The sequence below is a fragment of the Cypionkella sp. genome, assembly GCF_028290025.1.
GTDB lineage: Bacteria > Pseudomonadota > Alphaproteobacteria > Rhodobacterales > Rhodobacteraceae > Cypionkella.
The window spans coordinates 24,977-43,904 of the sequence record NZ_JAQGKQ010000043.1 but is presented as its reverse complement, the minus strand read 5'-3'; the positions used below and the strand labels follow the sequence as shown (position 1 = coordinate 43,904).

12 protein-coding genes and 1 pseudogene are annotated in these 18,928 nt (G+C 57.6%); 6 read left to right on the top strand and 7 right to left on the bottom strand.

The window, feature by feature from the left end:
* Positions 1-50: 50 nt before the first annotated feature.
* Genes JWS10_RS05575 through JWS10_RS05560 form a run of 4 tightly spaced genes read right to left on the bottom strand, consistent with a single transcriptional unit; the run spans position 51 to position 6,057 of the window.
* Positions 51-1,244 (bottom strand): ABC transporter permease, encoded by a 1,194-nt coding sequence (locus JWS10_RS05575; RefSeq protein ID WP_299505406.1) that lies wholly within the window; start codon positions 1,242-1,244, stop codon positions 51-53.
* Positions 1,241-2,239 (bottom strand): ABC transporter permease, encoded by a 999-nt coding sequence (locus JWS10_RS05570; protein WP_299505403.1) that lies wholly within the window; start codon positions 2,237-2,239, stop codon positions 1,241-1,243. Before JWS10_RS05570 ends, JWS10_RS05575 begins: the two co-directional genes overlap by 4 nt.
* Before the next feature lie 3 nt (positions 2,240-2,242).
* The gene (locus tag JWS10_RS05565; RefSeq protein ID WP_299505402.1) at positions 2,243-4,132 is read right to left on the bottom strand and encodes an ABC transporter substrate-binding protein; all 1,890 of its coding nucleotides are present in this window, start codon (positions 4,130-4,132) and stop codon (positions 2,243-2,245) included.
* Positions 4,129-6,057 carry an ABC transporter ATP-binding protein gene (locus JWS10_RS05560; protein WP_299505401.1) on the bottom strand — a complete coding sequence of 643 codons (1,929 nt, stop codon included), beginning with the start codon at positions 6,055-6,057 and terminating at the stop codon, positions 4,129-4,131. Before JWS10_RS05560 ends, JWS10_RS05565 begins: the two co-directional genes overlap by 4 nt.
* Positions 6,058-6,350: 293 nt before the next feature.
* Between JWS10_RS05560 and JWS10_RS05555 the strand changes: the two genes are divergently transcribed.
* From JWS10_RS05555 to JWS10_RS05530, 6 genes are all read left to right on the top strand, one after another.
* Entirely contained in the window at positions 6,351-7,526 is a 1,176-nt protein-coding gene (locus JWS10_RS05555) for a DUF3095 domain-containing protein (protein WP_299505400.1), read from the top strand.
* 150 nt (positions 7,527-7,676) lie between these two features.
* The gene (locus tag JWS10_RS05550) at positions 7,677-10,397 is read left to right on the top strand and encodes an ABC transporter ATP-binding protein (protein WP_299505399.1); all 2,721 of its coding nucleotides are present in this window, start codon (positions 7,677-7,679) and stop codon (positions 10,395-10,397) included.
* 24 nt (positions 10,398-10,421) lie between these two features.
* A complete protein-coding gene (locus tag JWS10_RS05545) occupies positions 10,422-10,946 on the top strand; it encodes a Crp/Fnr family transcriptional regulator (RefSeq protein ID WP_299481613.1) in 525 nt (174 codons plus the stop codon).
* A 236-nt stretch (positions 10,947-11,182) separates the two neighbouring features.
* Positions 11,183-12,016: an MBL fold metallo-hydrolase gene (locus JWS10_RS05540; RefSeq protein ID WP_299481610.1), complete on the top strand. Its 834-nt coding sequence runs from the start codon at positions 11,183-11,185 to the stop codon at positions 12,014-12,016.
* 335 nt (positions 12,017-12,351) lie between these two features.
* On the top strand, positions 12,352-13,530 hold the full coding sequence (locus tag JWS10_RS05535; protein WP_299481607.1) for an adenylate/guanylate cyclase domain-containing protein: 1,179 nt from the start codon (positions 12,352-12,354) through the stop codon (positions 13,528-13,530).
* 63 nt (positions 13,531-13,593) lie between these two features.
* Entirely contained in the window at positions 13,594-15,294 is a 1,701-nt protein-coding gene (locus JWS10_RS05530) for an adenylate/guanylate cyclase domain-containing protein (RefSeq protein WP_299505398.1), read from the top strand.
* Here the strand turns inward: JWS10_RS05530 and JWS10_RS05525 are convergent.
* The 3 genes and pseudogenes from JWS10_RS05525 to JWS10_RS05515 form a co-directional block, all read right to left on the bottom strand.
* Positions 15,233-16,945: a metallophosphoesterase gene (locus tag JWS10_RS05525; protein ID WP_299505397.1), complete on the bottom strand. Its 1,713-nt coding sequence runs from the start codon at positions 16,943-16,945 to the stop codon at positions 15,233-15,235. The genes JWS10_RS05530 and JWS10_RS05525 overlap by 62 nt on opposite strands.
* A pseudogene (locus tag JWS10_RS05520) lies at positions 16,945-17,429 on the bottom strand (class I SAM-dependent methyltransferase). Before JWS10_RS05520 ends, JWS10_RS05525 begins: the two are co-directional and overlap by 1 nt.
* A gap of 13 nt (positions 17,430-17,442) precedes the next feature.
* Positions 17,443-18,918, bottom strand: a complete 1,476-nt coding sequence (locus JWS10_RS05515) for a nucleotide sugar dehydrogenase (RefSeq protein WP_299505396.1) — start codon at positions 18,916-18,918, stop codon at positions 17,443-17,445.
* Positions 18,919-18,928: the final 10 nt, after the last annotated feature.

The window sequence follows — 18,928 nt, the reverse complement described above, 5'->3', positions numbered from 1 at the left end:
CGAGCGGTTGAAGATCGGCTGGCTTGAGCGTGGTCACGCGGCGATCCCGATTATGTATAAGGGTCGGCGGCATCGCGTAGCCCGTCGCCAAGAAAATTGAAAGCAAGGATCACCAAGATCACCGGAATAACCGGGAACATCAACCATGGGTAAAGCGCAATGATGTTGACGCTGCGCGCTTCGGTCAAGAGGATACCCCAACTGGAGATCGGCGCGCGCAATCCGATGCCAAGGAAGCTGAGGGCGGTTTCGCCAAGGATCATGCCGGGGATGGTGAGCGTCGCTGAAGCGATCAGATGCGACATGAAGCCGGGGATCATGTGGCGGCCAATGATGCGGCCGCTGCCAGCCCCCATCAGGCGGGCGGCCAGCACATAATCTTCCTCGCGCAGGGCCAAGAGTTTTGATCGGACACCTCGGGCGAGTCCGGTCCAATCCAGCAGGCCAAGGATGACTGTGATGCCGATATAAACGAGGATCGGGCTCCACGTTACCGGGATGATCGCGGCAAGGGCCATCCAGAGCGGGATTGAGGGGATGGATTGCAGCACCTCGATCACCCGTTGGGTGACGGCGTCAAACCATCCGCCATGATAGCCCGCAAGGCCACCGATAACGATGCCCAGAATAAAGCTCATGGTGACGCCAAGGATGCCGATGGTGAGCGAAATCCGCGCGCCGTAGATGATGCGGGACAGTACATCGCGGCCGAGTCGATCAGTGCCGAGCAGGAAAAATTGGCCGTCTTTAGCGGGGCAGACGAGGTGTGTATTGCCGGGGATAAGGCCCCAGAACATATAATCGTCGCCTTCGCAGAAAAATCTCAGTTGCTGCACGTCGGTCGGATCATCGGTATAAATCCGCTGAAGTGTATCCATATCAAGCACTTGCGTTCGGCCGTAGACAAACGGGCCGACCAGTTTGCCATCGTGAAACAGATGCACGGCTTGCGGCGGGGCGTAGATGAAATCGGTGTTACGAGCGCCTTGGCTGTAGGGGGCGAGAAACTCGCTGATGATGATCGAGCCATACATGATCAACAGAAAGACGCCGCAATAGAGCGCCATCTTATGCTTGCGGAACTTCCACCACATCAGCTGCAACTGCGAGGCTTGGGCATACTTCGACTGCGCCGAGGCGGCGTTTTCGGCCTCATACGGATCAAACGGCGCGTCTGAAACATAATGCTGCATATCAGCGCCGGGCGCGGGCAGTGAGTTGGCTTGATCGGGCGGGTTGCTCATTTGCTGCTTCCTTTGCCCAGTCGGATGCGCGGATCAAGAAAGGTTAGCGCAATATCGGAAATCAGCACGCCGATCACCGTAAGGAAGGCGAGGAACATCAGGAACGACCCCGCCAGATACATATCCTGACTTTGCAGCGCGCGGATCAGCATCGGCCCGGTGGTCTCCAACGACAGCACGATGGCAGTCACCTCAGCCCCGGAAATCATCGCGGGCAGGATGGAGCCGATGTCAGAGATGAAAAAGTTAAGCGCCATCCGCAGCGGATATTTCAACAGCACTTTGGTCGGATGCAGGCCCTTGGCGCGCGCGGTGACGACATATTGTTTGTGCAGCTCATCCAGCAGGTTAGCCCGCAAACGGCGCACCATTGCGGCGGTGCCAGAGGTGCCGATAATCACCACGGGTATCCAGATATGCGACAGGATGGACGAGAACTTCGGCCAACTCATCGGTTCGTTCATAAACTGCTGATCCATCATGTTGCCGATGGAGACACCAAACCAGATGTTTGCGGAATACATCATCACCAACGCCAGCATAAAATTGGGTACCGCGATGCCGATCAGGCCAAGCAAGGTCAGCCCGTAATCGCCCCAACTGTATTTGTGGGTGGCCGAATAGATGCCGATGGGGAAGGCTATTACCCAAGTGAACAGGATGGTGACGGTGGATAATAACACGGTCAACCAAAGCCGGTCGCCGACGACTTCATTGACTGGCAGGCGGTATTCGAATGAATAGCCAAAGTCGCCGTGCAACATGCCGCCGACCCACCACAGATAGCGGATAACCTGTGGTTGATCGAAGCCGTAGCGTTCACGCAGCACCTCAATCTCGGCCAGATCGGCAGATTCGCCCAAAGCGCGCAGTTCCGAGACATAGCTTTCAAAGTAGTCGCCCGGCGGCAGTTCGATGATGAAAAACACCAGAACTGAGATCAAAAACAGCGTCGGGATCATCGCAAGGGTGCGCTTTACGACATAGAAAATCATGTCCTACTCCCTCGCGTTATAGAATGTGTCGGGCATATACGCGCCCAGAAAGCTGGTGGGCGTAAAGCCATACAGCGCATCTTCGGGCACGTTGCGCATCCTGGCGGCCCGAACGATCGGCTGCGGCGCAGAGTTGACGGTGCCGATGGAGAACACCTGATCCGCCCAAAGCGTCAGCATTTGCGCCCAAATCTCGGTGCGCTGTTCGGTGGTGGTGCTTTTGCGCCATTGTTGCAGCAAATCAATCAGTTGCACGGCTTCCGGCAAGTCTGGGGCTTTGCCAGCGGTCTCGCCCGACATATACCAAGTGCCCCAAACCGGCCATTGCAACTGATCGCTGCTGGTTGGCGCCAGCCCATCCGGTGACATGTCGGCAGTGGGCACGGCGTTGTCCAAGCCCTGCCACACTGCCATTTGCACTTCGCCACCCATCGCGCGGCTACGAAAAACGTCACGCTGGGTCGAGCGGATGTAAATGGCGATGCCAACGTCGCGCATGTGATCGGCGATCAGCTCCAGCACATCGACCTCTAGATTGCTTTCGCCCGAGGTTTCCACGACGATGCCCGCCTGCCTGCCATCGGGAAGAATGCGGATGTTACCGCCGCCGCGTTCGGCCAAACCCAACTCATCAAGCAAAGCGTTTGCCAAGTCAGGGTCATACTGCGCCCAAGCGCTTGCATATTCAGGGCGATAAAGCTGGCTTTCCGGCAGCACAGTATCGGCGCTTTCGCGACCAAGCCCGAAGAAGTTCACCTTATTCAACTCTTTGCGGTTGATCGCCACCGATAGCGCGCGCCGCATCCGCACGTCTTGGAACAGCTTGCGCCAGACCTCGTCATTGCAATTCAGGTTCGGCAGCAGCGAAACGCTTGACCCTTGCGTGCGCCGCCACAGCGAAACCTTCAACGGGTGCTGCTTTTCGGCCTGTTTCATCAGCGTGTAGTCAGGAAAGCTGATGCCGTTGGCCTGCAGATCGCTTTCACCCGTGGCAGTCTTGGCGGGAATGATCTCGGCCGAGGCCACCGAAAGCACGATGCGGTCAAAATACGGTAGTTGCTGGCCGATCTGATCGACGCGGTGGAAATAGGGGTTACGCTCAAACACAAACTGCTCCGCGGGCGGAGCCGTGCGCGGACGCCAAGCTTCCAACGTTGGCAGATCGGGGTTTTCCGGGCGGATAGAGCGCACCATTTTGGCGTGTAGGCTTTGCCAGTCGTCGACTCGATTGACCTCGACCAGTTCGGCCAGCTTTTCCGGCGTCTGATAGCTGGCGTGAAACTGCTTCATGTAGGCTTGCGGCACGAACAAGATCAGCGGCAGGGGGGCCGCCAGTTTGGGCAGGAAATCAGGCATCGGGCTGGCGAAAGTGTAGCGCACGGTCAGAGGGTCGATCACGCTGAACTCAACCACTTTGCCATCGGCAATCAGATCCACCGGCGGGCCGCCGCGATACAGCTCGGCGTTGTTCATCATGTCATCCCAGCAATAGCGGAAATCTTCCGCCGTAAACGGGCTGCCATCCGACCAGCGATGACCTTCTCGCAGACGCAGGGTGTAAATGCGGTCATCCACTGCCTCAAAGCTGGCGAGCAGATCGGTGACAAGTTTCAGGTCGGCGTCGTAGCCAACCAGCCGCGCATAGCTGTAAATCGGGATCAGCCGGATATCGCGCTGGCCGCTGATCAGCATCCGCATACTGCCACTGTAGCGCCCGGTTGTGCGCCCCAAAGCGGGCATGTCGATGACGCGCGGGTTGCGTGGCAGGCGTTCGGGCAGGGGCGGCAGGTTGCCCAGCCGCACATCGGTTGCAAAATATGGCGCTTCGGCGAAGGTGATGCTTGGCAGCGCGACCGAGGCGAGCAGCGTGAGGGCGGTGCGGCGGGTGATCATGATTTCAACTCTGCCAGATCGGCGGTTTTGCGCGCCAGCACGAAGTGACCGTCGCCCAGATCAAGCGGAGCAAGATCGGCGGGCGTTTCGGCATCGGCGCGGAAAGCAGCGGCCCAGTTGGCACTCGTCAGGGCAGAACTGCCGGCAAAGGCGCCAAATTCCAGACGGCGGTCCAGATCGGGGTAGGGCACGGCGGCGAGCAGCGCCTTGGTGTAGGGATGCACGGGGGCGGTCATAATCGTTTCGCGCGGCGCTATTTCGACAATGCGACCCGCCCACATCACTGCCACGCGGTCGGCCATATAATCGACTACAGCAAGGTTATGCGAGATGAACAGATAGGTCAGGCCAAGGTCTTTCTGCAAATCTTTCAACAGATTAAGGATTTGCGCCTGCACCGAGACGTCAAGCGCAGAGACCGGCTCGTCACAGACCACCAAGCCCGGAGCAAGCGCCAACGCTCGTGCGATACCGATGCGCTGGCGTTGCCCACCCGAAAAGCTGTGCGGATAACGTTGCCGCGCAGCTTGGCCAAGACCGATGGCACCGAGCAGCGCATCCACCGTATCGCGGCGTTGCGTGGCCGTGCCGCGACGGTGGATATCCAGCGGTTCGGATAGGATATTGCCCACAGTCATACGCGGCGACAGCGACGATACCGGGTCTTGAAACACCATCTGGATTTGGGTGCGCAGCCGTTGCAGATCGTCGCCCTTGGCATCGAGCACATCGACCGGGCCGCTGCCGTCGTCATAGATCACCGATCCTGCATCTGGAGTAACGGCGCGCATCAATATCTTGCTGACCGTGGTTTTGCCGCAACCGCTTTCACCGACCAGACCAAGACACTCACCGCGTTTGATGTCAAAGCTTACACCATCCACCGCAGGTGCCGGCTTGGTGGCGGATTTGCGCAGCAGCCAAGCCTCATCGCGGGTCTGATAGGTTTTCGACAGGTTGCGCACCGAAAGCAGCACGTCGGGCAGGTGCTTTTTGGCCGTTGGCGTTTGGAGAGCCTCCGCCGCAGCCTTTGCACCGCCAATGGCAGTCATCAACTTATCGCGGTCAACTTGGATATCGCGTAACGGGCGCAGACGCTCGCCCTGCGCCATGCCGAAATGCGGAATCGCGGCCATTAGCCCCTTGAGATAAGGGTGCTGCGGGCGGCGGAAAATGTCATCGACTGGCCCGGATTCCATAATGCGGCCCTGATACAGCACGACCACTTCGTCGGTGACATTTGCCACCACGCCGAGATCATGGGTGATCAGCAAGATTGCCATGCCGAGCCGCTGCTGAAGATCGCGCAGCAACGTCAGAATCTGCGCCTGAATGGTCACATCCAGCGCAGTTGTCGGCTCATCCGCGATCAACAGTTGAGGGCTGCAAATCAGCGCCATCGCGATCATCGCGCGCTGCCGCATCCCGCCCGAAAGCTCGAACGGATACATGTCAAAGACTTTGCCGGGCTTGGTGAAACCGACCAGCGACAGCATATCTTCCGACCGCTCGCGCTGCTCTTTCGCCGAAACCGGCTCATGTATGCGCAACGCCTCGGACACCTGATTGCCGATGGTGTGCAGCGCGGAAAACGATGTCATCGGCTCTTGAAAGATCATTCCGATCCGCTTGCCGCGTATTGCGCGGATCTGGCGACCATCGCGCGGCAGGCCCAGCAACTCAACCGTGCCACCCGGCGCGTCTGGATCGGACAGCAAAACTTTACCGCTGACCCGTGCAAACTCGGGCTGTAGCCCCATGATAGTTTGGCCCAGCACAGATTTTCCCGAGCCAGATTCGCCAACCAAAGCGGTGATCTTACCCGGCAACACCCGCAAGCCGACGCCTTTGAGCGCATCCAACTGGCCAGTAGCCAGAGGAAAAGACACCCGCATATCTTCGACGCGCAGCAAATCGGTGCTCATACCAAGTCTTTCTACTGTCATCCGGTCTGACCCATTTTATTCCGTCTTATGGACCATGGCAGATACCTGCGCTTGGCGAAGCCTATTGCAGGCTAGAAACTTGGGCTATTTGCAATCGAAAAGTAACGCGGCGCGGCGATTTAAGATCCTTGAGGCTCAGAATAGTCTGACTGTGCCAGCTTTGCGGCTGCTTTACCGCGCTACGATGACAGCCCGAGGAGTTTTGCAACGGCGCACATAAAATCTGCGCCCACGGCACCTGTATTGCGCAAATTCCATGTTATGTTGCTGCTATGAGTGCAAATAATACATCCGCCTTTCTCGCAGACTTGCCGATCTTTGCTGAATTTGAAGATGTGGCCAATCTGACACGCTACCGACCGCTGCCCGATGGCTGGGCGCTGGCGGTGGCTGATGTCGTGTCGTCCAGCGATGCCATTGCGCGCGGTAAGTATAAATCGGTCAACATGGCAGGTGCGTCGGTGATTACCGCAGTGCTTAACGTGCCTAAAGGGAGTGGTTTCCCGTTCGTGTTCGGTGGAGACGGCGCGGTGATTGCAGTGCCGCCTGAGGGGATTGCAGCCGTAACCACCGCCCTTGCAGCCGTGGCGCGTTGGATCGAAGAAGACTTAGGTTTGAACATGCGCACCGCCATGGTGCCACTGGCCGAAGTGCGCGCAGCAGGGCATGATGTGCGGATCGCACGATTTCAGGCTAACCCCGACATGACCTTCGCGATGTTTGCTGGTGGCGGATCGGCTTGGGCCGAGGCGCAGATGAAGCAGGGACGTTTCACCGTGCAAATCGCCCCGCCCGGCAGTCGCGCTGATCTGACCGGATTGTCATGCCGCTGGAACCCGATCCAGTCGCGCAATGGGCAGATCGTCTCGATTATTGCCGTTCCCACTGCACAGCCGCGCCTTGATGCCTTTCGCACTTTGGTTGCAGAAGTTGTGGCGGTTGCCAACAAAGCGGGCGGCTTCGGCAATCCGTTGCCGGTGGAGGGGCCGACGCCGCATCTTACTTTCGGTGGCGTTGCGACAGAGGCCAGTGCTCTTGCACCCCCGGGTAAGCGCCTGAAAGCCAAGATCAAGGTGGTTGTGGCAATCGTTATGACGGTTCTGTTATATCGCACAAAACTGACGCTTGGCAGCTTCAACGCACGGGAATACGCGAAGCAACTGACTCGCAACACCGATTTTCGCAAATACGACGACGGCTTAAAGATGACGATTGATGTCGATGCCGAAGGGCTTGCGGCCATCGAAGCGCTTTTGGAAAACGCCTCGACTGCGGGAATTTGTCGGTTTGGCTTGCACAAGCAAGATTCGGCTTTGGTGACTTGCATCGTGCCCTCACTGCGGGCAAATGATCACATGCACTTCATTGATGGCGCATCCGGCGGCTATGCGCAGGCGGCCACCCATATGAAAGCCAAGCCAGTTTTCCTGCGGGCTGAACCGCAATGACAATCGCCTTGCCTGAACCGGGCGCTTAAGATTGAGTAGTATAGCGATGGCATTAATAGACATAACCCGCGTTATGTTGGCGATCTGTGACGTTTTACGCATCCGTTATTTCATCACGCCGCCGACCGATCTGTGGAGGGTATCAAAGTTATGTTAGACCCCAATATCTCGCGTTACATCTGGACCCACACCAAGCGGCAACAGCTTTGGGTTCTTGCGGTGGTGGCGGCGTCGATGATCCCGTATTTCCTGTCGCTCAATCTGCCGAAGCAAATCGTGAACGGGCCGATACAAGGCGATGGCTTTGCCGATCCAACCGCGACGCAGACCTTCATGCAGATCGCCTTCGACCTGCCGTACTTCGGCAACGTCACGCTGTTTAATGGCGTTGAGCTTGACCGTCTGAATATGCTTTTCGCGTTGAGCGGCGTGTTTTTGCTGCTGGTTATCGTCAACGGTCTGTTCAAATATTATATCAACACCTACAAGGGTCGGCTGGGCGAGCGGCTGCTGCGCCGTATCCGGTTCACCTTGGTTGATCATATTCTGCGGTTTCCGCCTGCGACGTTCAAACGTCTGAAAGGCGCCGAAATTTCCAGCATGGTCAAGGATGAGGTCGAGCCGCTGGGCGGCTTTACCGGCGATGCCTTTGTCGCTCCGGCGCTGCTTGGCGGGCAAGCGATCATGGCGCTGGCATTCATCTTTGTGCAAAGCATTCCTCTGGGTCTGATCACTGCGGCATTGGTCGCGGTGCAAGCCTTGGTGATCCCTCGGATGCGCCGGCGCTTGCTGGTGCTGGGGCGTGAGCGGCAACTGACCGCACGAGAATTGGCGGGGCGCGTCAGTGAAATCGTTGACGGCATCAACACCATCCATTCCTACGACACCTCGAATTTTGAGCGCGCTGATATCTCGTCTAGGCTGGGTCGGATCTATAAAATCCGGTTCGATATCTATCAGTGGAAGTTCATGGTGAAGTTCATCAACAACTTCCTCGCCTCGGTCACGCCGTTTTTGTTCTACAGCGTTGGCGGCTATCTCGCGCTGCAAGGACGGCTGGATATCGGCCAGTTGGTCGCGGTGATCGGGGCTTACAAAGACCTTCCCGGTCCGTTGAAAGAGCTGATTGATTGGGATCAAAATCGCCAAGACGTGCAGATCAAATACAGTCAGGTGATCACGCAGTTCGCCGTGGATGGTCTGATCGAGCCTGAGATTCAGGCGGTATCAGCCGAACGCGCTGACGGTAAATTCGAAGGGCCACTCGCGGCAATCAATCTTGGTGTGATGGACGATACCGGATCCGTCGGGCTGGACCGCGTCAACTTTTCGCTGACACCGGGTGAAACGGTTGCCATCATCGGCAATGCGGGGTCAGGCGCGGATATCATGGCCGAGGTGCTGGCGCGCATCGTCTGGCCGACGCAAGGACAGATCGTTATCGGGGATGCTGATCTTCACAGCCTGCCCGAATCGCTCAGCGGTCGCACCATCACCTACGCAGGAACCGACGCCTACTTCTTCTTCGGAACCGTGCGCGATAACCTGCTTTACGGGCTGAAACATGCTCCGATTACCGACCTTGTGTTTGAAGGTGCTGACCTGACGCAACGTCAGTGGGAAAAGCGCGAAGCGGCGTGGGCGGGCAATCCAGAGTTCGATATCAACTCCAGCTGGATCGACTTTGAACACCATGGTGCGGCCGATCTGGCTGCGCTGATGCCTTCGGTTTACGCAGCATTGGATGCAGTGTCGCTTACCCGTGACATGTTCGACTTTGCCCTGCGATCTAACGTCAACCTTGCCGAACACGTCGAGCTGAAGGCCAAAACCGTCGAGATGCGCCGCGTGCTGCGCGATGCGCTGACGCAAGCCGATCTGAATGGGCTGATCGAGCCCTTTGAACCCGGCACCTACAACGTTGAGGCGACGGTGATTGAAAACCTGTTGTTCGGTAACGCCCGCACACCGGAACTGATGGCGGGTGCGATCATCAGCAACCCATACTTCCGCACCTTGTTGGAAAAGCGCGGTCTGGCCGACACGCTGTTTGCGGTGGGCACCGAAGTCGCCCGCAACGCCATCGAACTTTTCAGCGATCTGCCGCCCGATCATCCGTTCTTCCAGCAACTGACGTTTATGAAGCCCGATGATATTCCGCTTTACAGCATGATCTTGAATAAGCTGGACAAAAGCGCTGCCAACGTCAGCGAAAGTGATCGTGCCATGATGATCCGCCTCAGCTTTGATTATATAGAGCCGCGCCATCGTTTTGGTTTGCTGTCGCCCGAACTGATGACCCAGATTGTCGATTTCCGCACAGCTTTCCATGAAGGCTTGCCAGCCAATCTGAAAGACGCCATCGAACTTTATGACCCCGAGCAATACATGGTTTCGGGCACCCTGCTGGATAACATGCTGTTCGGCCGCATCAGCCAAAAGTATCGCGATGCCGTTGAGCGCATCTATACGGTCGCAGGCGGGGTGCTGCGCGAACTTGGGATTTACGACACTTTGCTGTCCATCGGACTCGATTTTCACGTCGGCGCAGGCGGCAAGCGTTTGACCTCTGTGCAACGGCAGAAACTGGCGCTGGCTCGGGCGTTGATCCGCAGGTCTGACTTTTATCTTTTCAACCGTCCGCTGTCGGCACTAGACACGCGCACTCAAGAAAAGGTGCTGATTGCTTCGTTGAAGTATCTGCACAAAGATGGCCGCAAGCCAGCGGTGGCTTGGGTGATCTCCAACCCAAAATTTGCGCTATTCTTTGATCGTGTGGCTATTTTCGAGCGTGGTCGCGTGGTTGAAGATGGCTCGCATACAGAACTTTCACAAAAGAATGGTATCTTCAAAGAACTGATGTCGGCATAGTCAAAGGGCTTGGCCTGTCCGGCAATGGAAATTGGCAAGCAATGGGAAGCGGGTCAACAACGGAAATGGGATGGTGACGACGTGCTACTGAATGACGAAGTCAAAATGCTGAAGCAGGTTCCGCTGTTCGCTGGGGTCTCCCCTGCCAAGCTCAAATTGCTGGCCTTCACGTCCGAGCGGGTTTCTTACCGTGCGGGCGAAGCTCTGTTTCACCAAGGTGACACGGGAGATGCGGCTTTTGTCCTTCTTGCAGGTCGGGCGGATGTGATTGTCGATGGGCCAACCGGGCCGATCAAGGTCGCAGAACTTGACGAGAACGCCATCGTTGGTGAAATTGCGATCCTTTGCGATGTGGCGCGCACCGCAACCATCAAGGCAACGACGGCGGTCGAAGCCTTGCGGATCAGCAAAGAAAACTTTTTCAAGTTGATGAGCGACTTTCCCGAAATGACCATCGAAGTCGTACGCGTGTTGGCCGACCGTTTGGGCCAGACCACGCTCGAACTAAGCGAGGCACGCAGCCGGGTTGCCGAACTGTCAAAGCGTTGAATCGGCTGGGTGGGGCGATGTTGCCATATTATTAGACAAGCCTGCACATTTTGGCCCCGACAGACCAATCTTTTAGGAAGTTGTCACATAGGCTCTCGCAACTTGCGGCGATGCTTCCTATCCTTCAATGTATCAGCGATCTGGAGAAGTCTGATCTTGGCGATGCGCAGTGATAAGATAGCTTTTGACCTTTGCCCTAGGCGCGGCAAAAGGCTGCCCTCTGGCTGGTCTTGCGCATGACCCAAGCTGCAAAATTTCAGCTTAAACTATGGGGCACCCGAGGCGGTCTTTCGGTCAGTGGGCCGGAGTTTGCGCGTTTTGGCGGCAATACCATCTGTATAGAGATGCGTTGCGGTGAACATGTCATAATGTTCGATTTGGGCAGTGGCGCTTTGCCTGCCGGTGCGGCTCTGGTGGCTGAGGGCTGCACCGATCTGACGGTTTACTTCACCCATACCCACTATGATCACATTTGCGGCCTGCCGTTCTTCAAGCCGCTGTATCGGCGCGAGTGTTCGCTCCGGCTGTTGTCGGGGCATCTGGGGACAGAGATGACCACCAAGCAGATGTTGTCGGAATACATGCGCAAACCCTTCTTCCCGATTGGGCCGGATTGCTGCACCGCGGGCATTGATGCACGTGATTTTAGCGTAGGCGATATTCTAACGCCGCATCCGGGCGTGACCATCCGCACCGGAATGCTCAACCATCCGGGAAATGCGGTGGGCTACCGCGTGGAATATGGCGGCCGTTCGATCGCTATCATTACAGACACCGAACATGAGACGGGCATCTTGGACCCTGCCGTTCTTAATCTCATCAAGGATGTAGACTTGTTTTTGTATGATACGACATTTCTGGACGAAGAAATGGTGACATACAAGGGCTTTGGCCATTCGACTTGGCAGCAGGCAGTGCGCTTGGCGCAAGCGGCCAATGCGAAACAAGTGGGGTTCATTCACCACGCCTTCACGCGGACCGACACAGCCCTGGCCGAGATAGAACGCGAGGCGAAGCTTCAATTCCCGGGCGCCTTTTGCGGATACGATCTTCAGGTGATTGACATTTAGCCGCAGGCATTTGCCGCACCGGTTCCAGTCTTTGCACCAGATACGCGCGGCTTCTGGAATTGTCGCTTTTTTGTGACGCCAAAACCCGTTAGAGCAGCGTCTTTCCCAGATCAGTTGATGCCTGCGGACAAAAGGATAGTCGATTGCCTTCCAGTTTTTCTTCCTTGTCCTCTTTCCGGGACTTTCTTGTCTATCTGTGGACAGGCGGCCCTCATGCAGACTCTGTTCCTGCACGTGTCATCGCCGAGATTGACCGGCGCGAGACGGCAGCCGAGCAGACAATCAGTTGGGCACAGCTTGGTATCGTTGGGTTTTTTGCTGGGCTCTATTGGATTGTGCCACACGCAGAAGGGGCTCCGGGCGACAACTATGTGCCGATGGCCTTGGTGGTTTATCTGGCGTTTACGCTGTCTCGGGTGTTTCTGTCTTATCGCATCGTGCTGCCAAGCTGGTATCTGATGTTGTCGATGGTGGTCGATGTCGGCTTGCTGTGTGGGATGATCTTTTCGCTTCACCTTCAGTATGAACAGCCACCGGCGTTTTATCTGAAATCACCAGCGATGATGTACCTGTTCTTTTTCATCGCCTTGCGGGCTTTGCGGTTCGATCCGCGCTATGTCTTGATGTCAGGGCTGATTGCGGCGTCAGGCTGGTCGCTGATGGTGCTTTACGCGCTGACTTATGACATGAATGACATGCACATCAGCCGCAATTATGTCGATTACCTGACCTCGAACACCATTCTGCTCTCCGCCGAGATTGATAAGATCCTGACGTTGCTTGGGGTCACGCTGATCCTGACATTCGCGTTGTTTCAAGCGCGCACGGTGCTGTTCGACGCCATCCAAAGCCACGCCGCTGCCGACGATCTTAGCCAATTCTTCGCGCCCGAAGTCGCTGATCTGATCACACAAGCGGCCGAAATGCCGGGTCAGGGGCAAGGTGAAATCCGCTCAGCTGCGATTTTGTTTGTCGATGTGCGCGGCTTTACGAAAACCGCGCTGACGTTGCCACCAGAAACCGTGATGCGGGCGTTGGCGTGTTATCAGCAGATCGCCTTGTCCGCCATTGAGCAACATAACGGCCAGATCGACAAATTCATCGGCGATGGTATCCTTGCGACCTTCGGGGCAGTCCAGTCCGCCGAAACCTATGCTGCCGATGCCCTTCGTGCGGCGGCGGCTGTTATCGCGGCGTTGGATGCCGGGCAAGAAGACTTCACCGCACTGGGCTGGCCCGGTCGTTTTGCCACCGGCGCGGCCGTCGCGGCAGGAGATGTGACAGTGGGAATTGTAGGTTCGCAGGGTCGCTACGAGTTCACGGTGATCGGTCCCGCCGTTAATCTTGCGTCAAAGCTGGAAAGCGCCAACAAGGTTCAGCGCACCCGCGTTCTGACGGACCGCTCCACCCACAGCAGCGCCGAGGCGCAGGGCTATAACGCCGATATTCTGCGCCGCGATGGTGAAATCGTGTCAGGATTGCCGCAGCCTGTCGATCTGGTCGTAGTGGCTTGAAATGAGCAGGCGCGCAGCAGCTATCGGCTTGGACTGCCCCGCCACAAACTGCGGGGGATCGCTATGATGAGCGCAACTCAGGCGTGGCGCAGGGTGGCGCGTCGTTGGTGGCGACGCTTGCGCCCCAGTCTCACACAGCTTCGGCTATGGTCCGGTCTTGTGTTGTTCGCGTTCGCAACCGCGCATTTGTGTAACCATGCGCTTGGTCTCATCTCGCTTGAGGCGATGCAGGCCGCACAAGACATGCGGCTGGCGCTGACCCGCAGTCTGCTCGGCACTGTCGTGCTTTGCACGGCGGCTTTGCTGCATTTCTGCCTTGGTCTGTGGCAATTCGTCAAGCTGCGGATGTGGCGGCTTGGCATACGAGGAGCGGTGCAACTGCTTTTTGGCCTGCTGATCCCAGTCCTTCTGATCCGACATGTACTTGGCACACGCGGCGCGCATGAGCTTTACGGCGTCACCGACAGTTACGCCTACGCGCTTTGGGCGATGTGGCCGAATGAAGCCGTGCGGCTGGCGTTGCTGGTGGCTCTGGTCTGGATACATGGCTGTCTGGGTCTGCATATGTGGTTGTCGCCCAAGCCGTGGTATCGCCGCCATCTGTGGGCGTTTTATGGGTTGGCGGTTCTGATCCCGTCGATGGGGTACGCCGGTTATGTAGCGGCGGGTCGCTTGCAAAGACAGCTAGGGGGTATTTCCAGCCCGTTCACGCCAGACCAATACGAAGGGTTGCAGCAGCAACTCGGGTTTTGGGCCGACGCCTATTATGCCATCCTTGCAGCGGCTGTGGCGGTGTGGTTGCTGCTGTTGCTTGGCAACAAGTTCGGTGCGCGCATTACTGTGCGCTACTACAACGGCCCTACAGTGACGGCGCCGCGTGGGCTTTCCATCCTTGAGGTCAGCCTGCAAAACCGCATTCCCCATGCTGCAGTCTGTGGCGGGCGGGCGCGTTGTTCGACCTGCCGCGTGCGGGTGATTGAGGGCTTGGATCAATTGCCGCCGCCGTCATTGGCTGAACTCCAAGTATTGCGACGGGTTGGCGCTCCGGCGAACGTACGGTTGGGGTGCCAACTGCGCCCGACTGCCAACCTCACGATCTCTACTTTGCTTCCTGCCAATCTGGAACCAAACCAAGCAGCCACTTTTGACAAATACCATTGGGGGGTGGAGCGTGAAATTACCCTGCTGTTTTGCGACCTGCGCGGCTTCACCAAGATGTCCGAAGGGCGGCTCTCGTTCGACGTGGTGTTTGTGCTGAACCAGTTTCTCGGGCGCATGGCCGAAGCGATCGAAGACAGCGGTGGTTTTGTCGATAAATTCATGGGCGACGGCATTATGGCCATCTTCGGGATGGAGGGCACGCCCGAGGACGGTGCGCGTCGTGCTATCGCTGCCGCCCGCGCGATGAGCGGCGTGCTGGATAGTTTGAACCAAAGCCTGCACGAAGAACTGCGCATACCGTTGGCGATGGGCATCGGCATCCATTCAGGGCACGCCATTTTGGGTCGGATCGGCTCGGCACAGCGCAGCGAATCGGTCGCGCATCTGACCGCATTGGGCGAGACGGTGAACATCGCCAGCCGATTGGAGAATGCCACCAAAGATCTTGGCGTGCAGGTCGCTGTCTCGGCTTATGCGTTGAAGATTTCGGGGCTTCTCGCCAACGACAAGACTATGCCGCGCACAGTTGAAATTCGCGGACTTAGTCAGCCGCTGGATATCGTCGTGGCTTTGCGGGCGACGAGCCTGCCGCAGCCTGAATAGCACCGGCTGGAACAATAACCACATCGTCGGCATCCATCCGGTTCAACGCAGATTTCAGTACCGCTAAGAACCGCCGCAAGAAGGCGCTTGGTCCTTGAGTTGGGTCGGCGCAGGCATCTGCGAACGCAGCCGCGAGCGCCCGACACAGCGCAAGCCTGTCAGGCGCAATCCAGTTTATTGCCAAAGGTCCGGCGGTTTTGATCATGTAAGCATCAGCGATCAATTCGATCGCAGTGCAGCCAGCAATCGGCTCGGGCGCAAGACCGTGCTGACGCGTAAACGCCTCGATATCTCCTCCAGCCAGATCCACCAGAAAGCTGGCATCCCTGTCGTTCAGCAGAGCAATGACCTCGTGCGGCCATTCATTGATAAGCCGGCGTTCCAGCAAATGTGTTCGACGTTGGGTGTCCAGAAACGCACCAAGTGGAAGGATGTCACCCAGCCGCCCCTCGGCCCGATACACGGCAGCAATGCGTGGATCAGCTGCTACGTCGCGCAACTCGATTGTTTGCGCAGACACTTCTTTCGCGCTTGCAGTGATGAGCTTGAAGGCAGACGGAAATGCCACCAAAGACGGCAGCGACAAGTCGGTTAATCTGCCGTCAACCGTTGTCATGCTGGTCGTGGAATTTACATGCATATGACCGCCCAAATGCCAGCGCAGCCCAGCTTTGATAAGCACTTGCGCTACTTCGTTCGAAGGCGTGCGGCGCACGATTGAAGTCTCGCCAAACAGCGCAAGCTCCGATCCGTCAACATCCTGAAACGGGTCTAAAACCGGGTAATGCGAGACCGTTATCAGCGTTTTGCCGAGCGCCGCCGCCCTCGCAGTAACATCAGCAATCCATGTCAGCAAAAACGGCTTCACCCGCAGCAGCGCGTTCCACCCGGCATCCGACGACCCAAGAAAAGCCTTCTTCCGGCTGGCATCGTGCCGTCCAGATCGCGGCTCAAAGACATTAGCGTCGATCATTAGCAGCCAAAGCCCAGCTTCGGGCTCTACCAAATAGGACGCATCCATAAGCCGATGTGTCACCGACCCATCCGCCGCCACCGCGTCATACATCCGCGCGGCCGGCTGATCGTCAGCGCCAAACGGTGATTCCCAGTGCAGATAGCTTTGCTGGTAAAACAAACCAAACCGCGCCATCGGCATCAGGCCAGCAGGCTGCCCGGCACAACGCATCGCGGCTGTATGAATGGCCGAAGCTTCCCTGCTTGCCTGCTTCGGGTCGCTGGTAACCATAACCGTCTCACCCACAGCATTGACGAACCGCGTCGTCACGTCTTTGCCATGCGGGCCGAAAATGTCGTGATTGCCGGGGATGGCGTAGAACTGCAATCCGTGGCTTTCCTCGAACCGCTGCAACAACTCGACCAAACGTCGGGTGTTTTCGGCCTGCCCGTCATCGGTGTAATCGCCCGCCAGAATCACATGTCGCACACCCAAAGCGGCGATTTTTTGCAAGGCAGCCATCAGCGCATCAGCGGTTTCGTTGAACGCGCGCGCGGCGGTGCGGGTGTCGCTCCAACTGCGCAGAGCAAGACGCGCGCCATCCACCACAACCCCGGCCCCGCCGAAATCACCAGTCGGATCGTGGAAATGCGCATCGGCCAGCACGGCCACGGAATAGGAGGCGGCAGGCAGCATTAAACCTGCTTACGGTAGGCGAAATAAATCTCGCGCCCAATCCCCGCAGGCATATCCAGCGGCACAAGCTTCGAGTGATCCAACCGCAGGCCACTCACCGCAATGCCGTCGGGCATCAGCAAATCGACCGCAAGTTGCGGCACCAAGCTTGAATTTTCGCGTCCTTTTCAGGATAGCCGGTGCCGATATCAGCATGCACCATCGCCGCATCGCCTTTGGCATAAGCGGCGCCGGTCTCAGAAATCTCACCCAGAATCAAATCCGCCTCGGGCGGGGTTGAGGTGCCATGCGAGGCCACGGCGCGATCAAACACCACGATCCGCCGTCCGGCAAAGCTATCGACCAAATGGCTATAGGTGCGGCCGTTGCCCAAGCCGACTTCAAGGATCGCGCCCGTTTCGGGCAACAAACGACGCGCCGCGATAAGGTTAAGAATGTCGCGCTGTGCGGTGATGCGGTTGACGAACAGATCAAGACGGGACATCGGCTTTCCTACTTTAGGCTTTGACAACGTGATCGGCCAAGATGTTATTGCGCGCAAAAACGTTGCGCGTGTCGACAATCAGCGGCGACCATTGCGCCAGTCCCGCATAATCCAGCCCGTCGTGATCGGTGGCAATCAGCACCGCATCAAAACTGCGGACAGTCGCCTCGTCAAGCGACACCGATTTGCGGCCCATCAGCGCGCCATAGGCTCGGGTCTTGGGAATTTCCGCTACGAACGGGTCATGATAGCTCGCCTGCCCACCGCGTTCTTCGATCAACTCGATCAGCTTCAAGGACGGGCTTTCGCGAATATCCGGCACGTTTTTCTTGTAAGCCAACCCGATGACCAAAACTTTTGAGCGACTAAGGGCAAGTCCCAACCGCTGATCCAACGCTTCGGCGAGACGCGAAACCACATGGCGCGGCATGGCAGCGTTGATCTCTCCGGCCAATTCAATGAACCGTGTGGGAATGTCGTATTCCCGCGCTTTCCACGTCAGATAAAACGGATCAATCGGGATGCAATGGCCGCCCAGACCGGGGCCAGGGTAGAATGGCATGTAACCGAACGGCTTGGTTTTCGCCGCCTCGATCACTTCCCAAATATCGACGCCCATCGCCTCGTAGATCACCTTCAGCTCGTTCACCAAGGCGATGTTGACGGCGCGAAAAACGTTTTCGGTCAACTTGACCGCTTCGGCAGTGGCGGTAGACGAGACCGGCACCACGGTTTTCACCACGGCAGCGTAGAACGCTTCCACCAGCCGCCCCGCATCGGCCCCATCGCCCGCGACCACTTTGGGAATCGTCGATGTGTCAAACGCGCGGTTGCCGGGGTCTTCGCGCTCTGGCGAGAACCCAAGGTAGAAGTCCTTGCCCGAAACCAAGCCCGTTGACTCAAGGATACGCTTGACCGGACCATCGGTGGTGCCGGGATAGGTGGTCGATTCCAACACGATCACTTGGCCCGCGCGCAGAGTTTTGGCGATGTCGTCACAGGTGCGGGTGATGAAAGACAGGTCAGGCTCGCGGTGCTTGGTCAGCGGTGTCGGCACGCAAATCAGGATCACATCGCACAAGGCAAGCGCCGCGAAATCAGCCGTCGCGGTGAAGCGGTCAGCCGCAACCTGATCCGCCAAAACTGCATCCGGCACAGCCTCGATATAACTTTTGCGCGCGTCAATCGCGGTGATCTTGCCGGGGTCGGTGTCAAACCCCGTCACCGTAAATCCAGCCCGCGCTGCGGTAATCGCCAGTGGCAAGCCGACATAACCCAGACCGATCACCCCAACACGGGCGGCGCGGCTGGTGATATTCGCAAGAAGCGAGGATAGGGGCACGGTCACTCCGCCATAGCTGAGGGTCATCTGGAAATGGGCCAGTTTGGTAAGGCTGTCAAGGATGCGACGGCTCGCGGGCACAGGCTGTCGATTCCGGTCGCCCCGCGCCGCCTTTGCGCTTAACTTACAGGTATCGCTTGTAAACATCGGGATCATC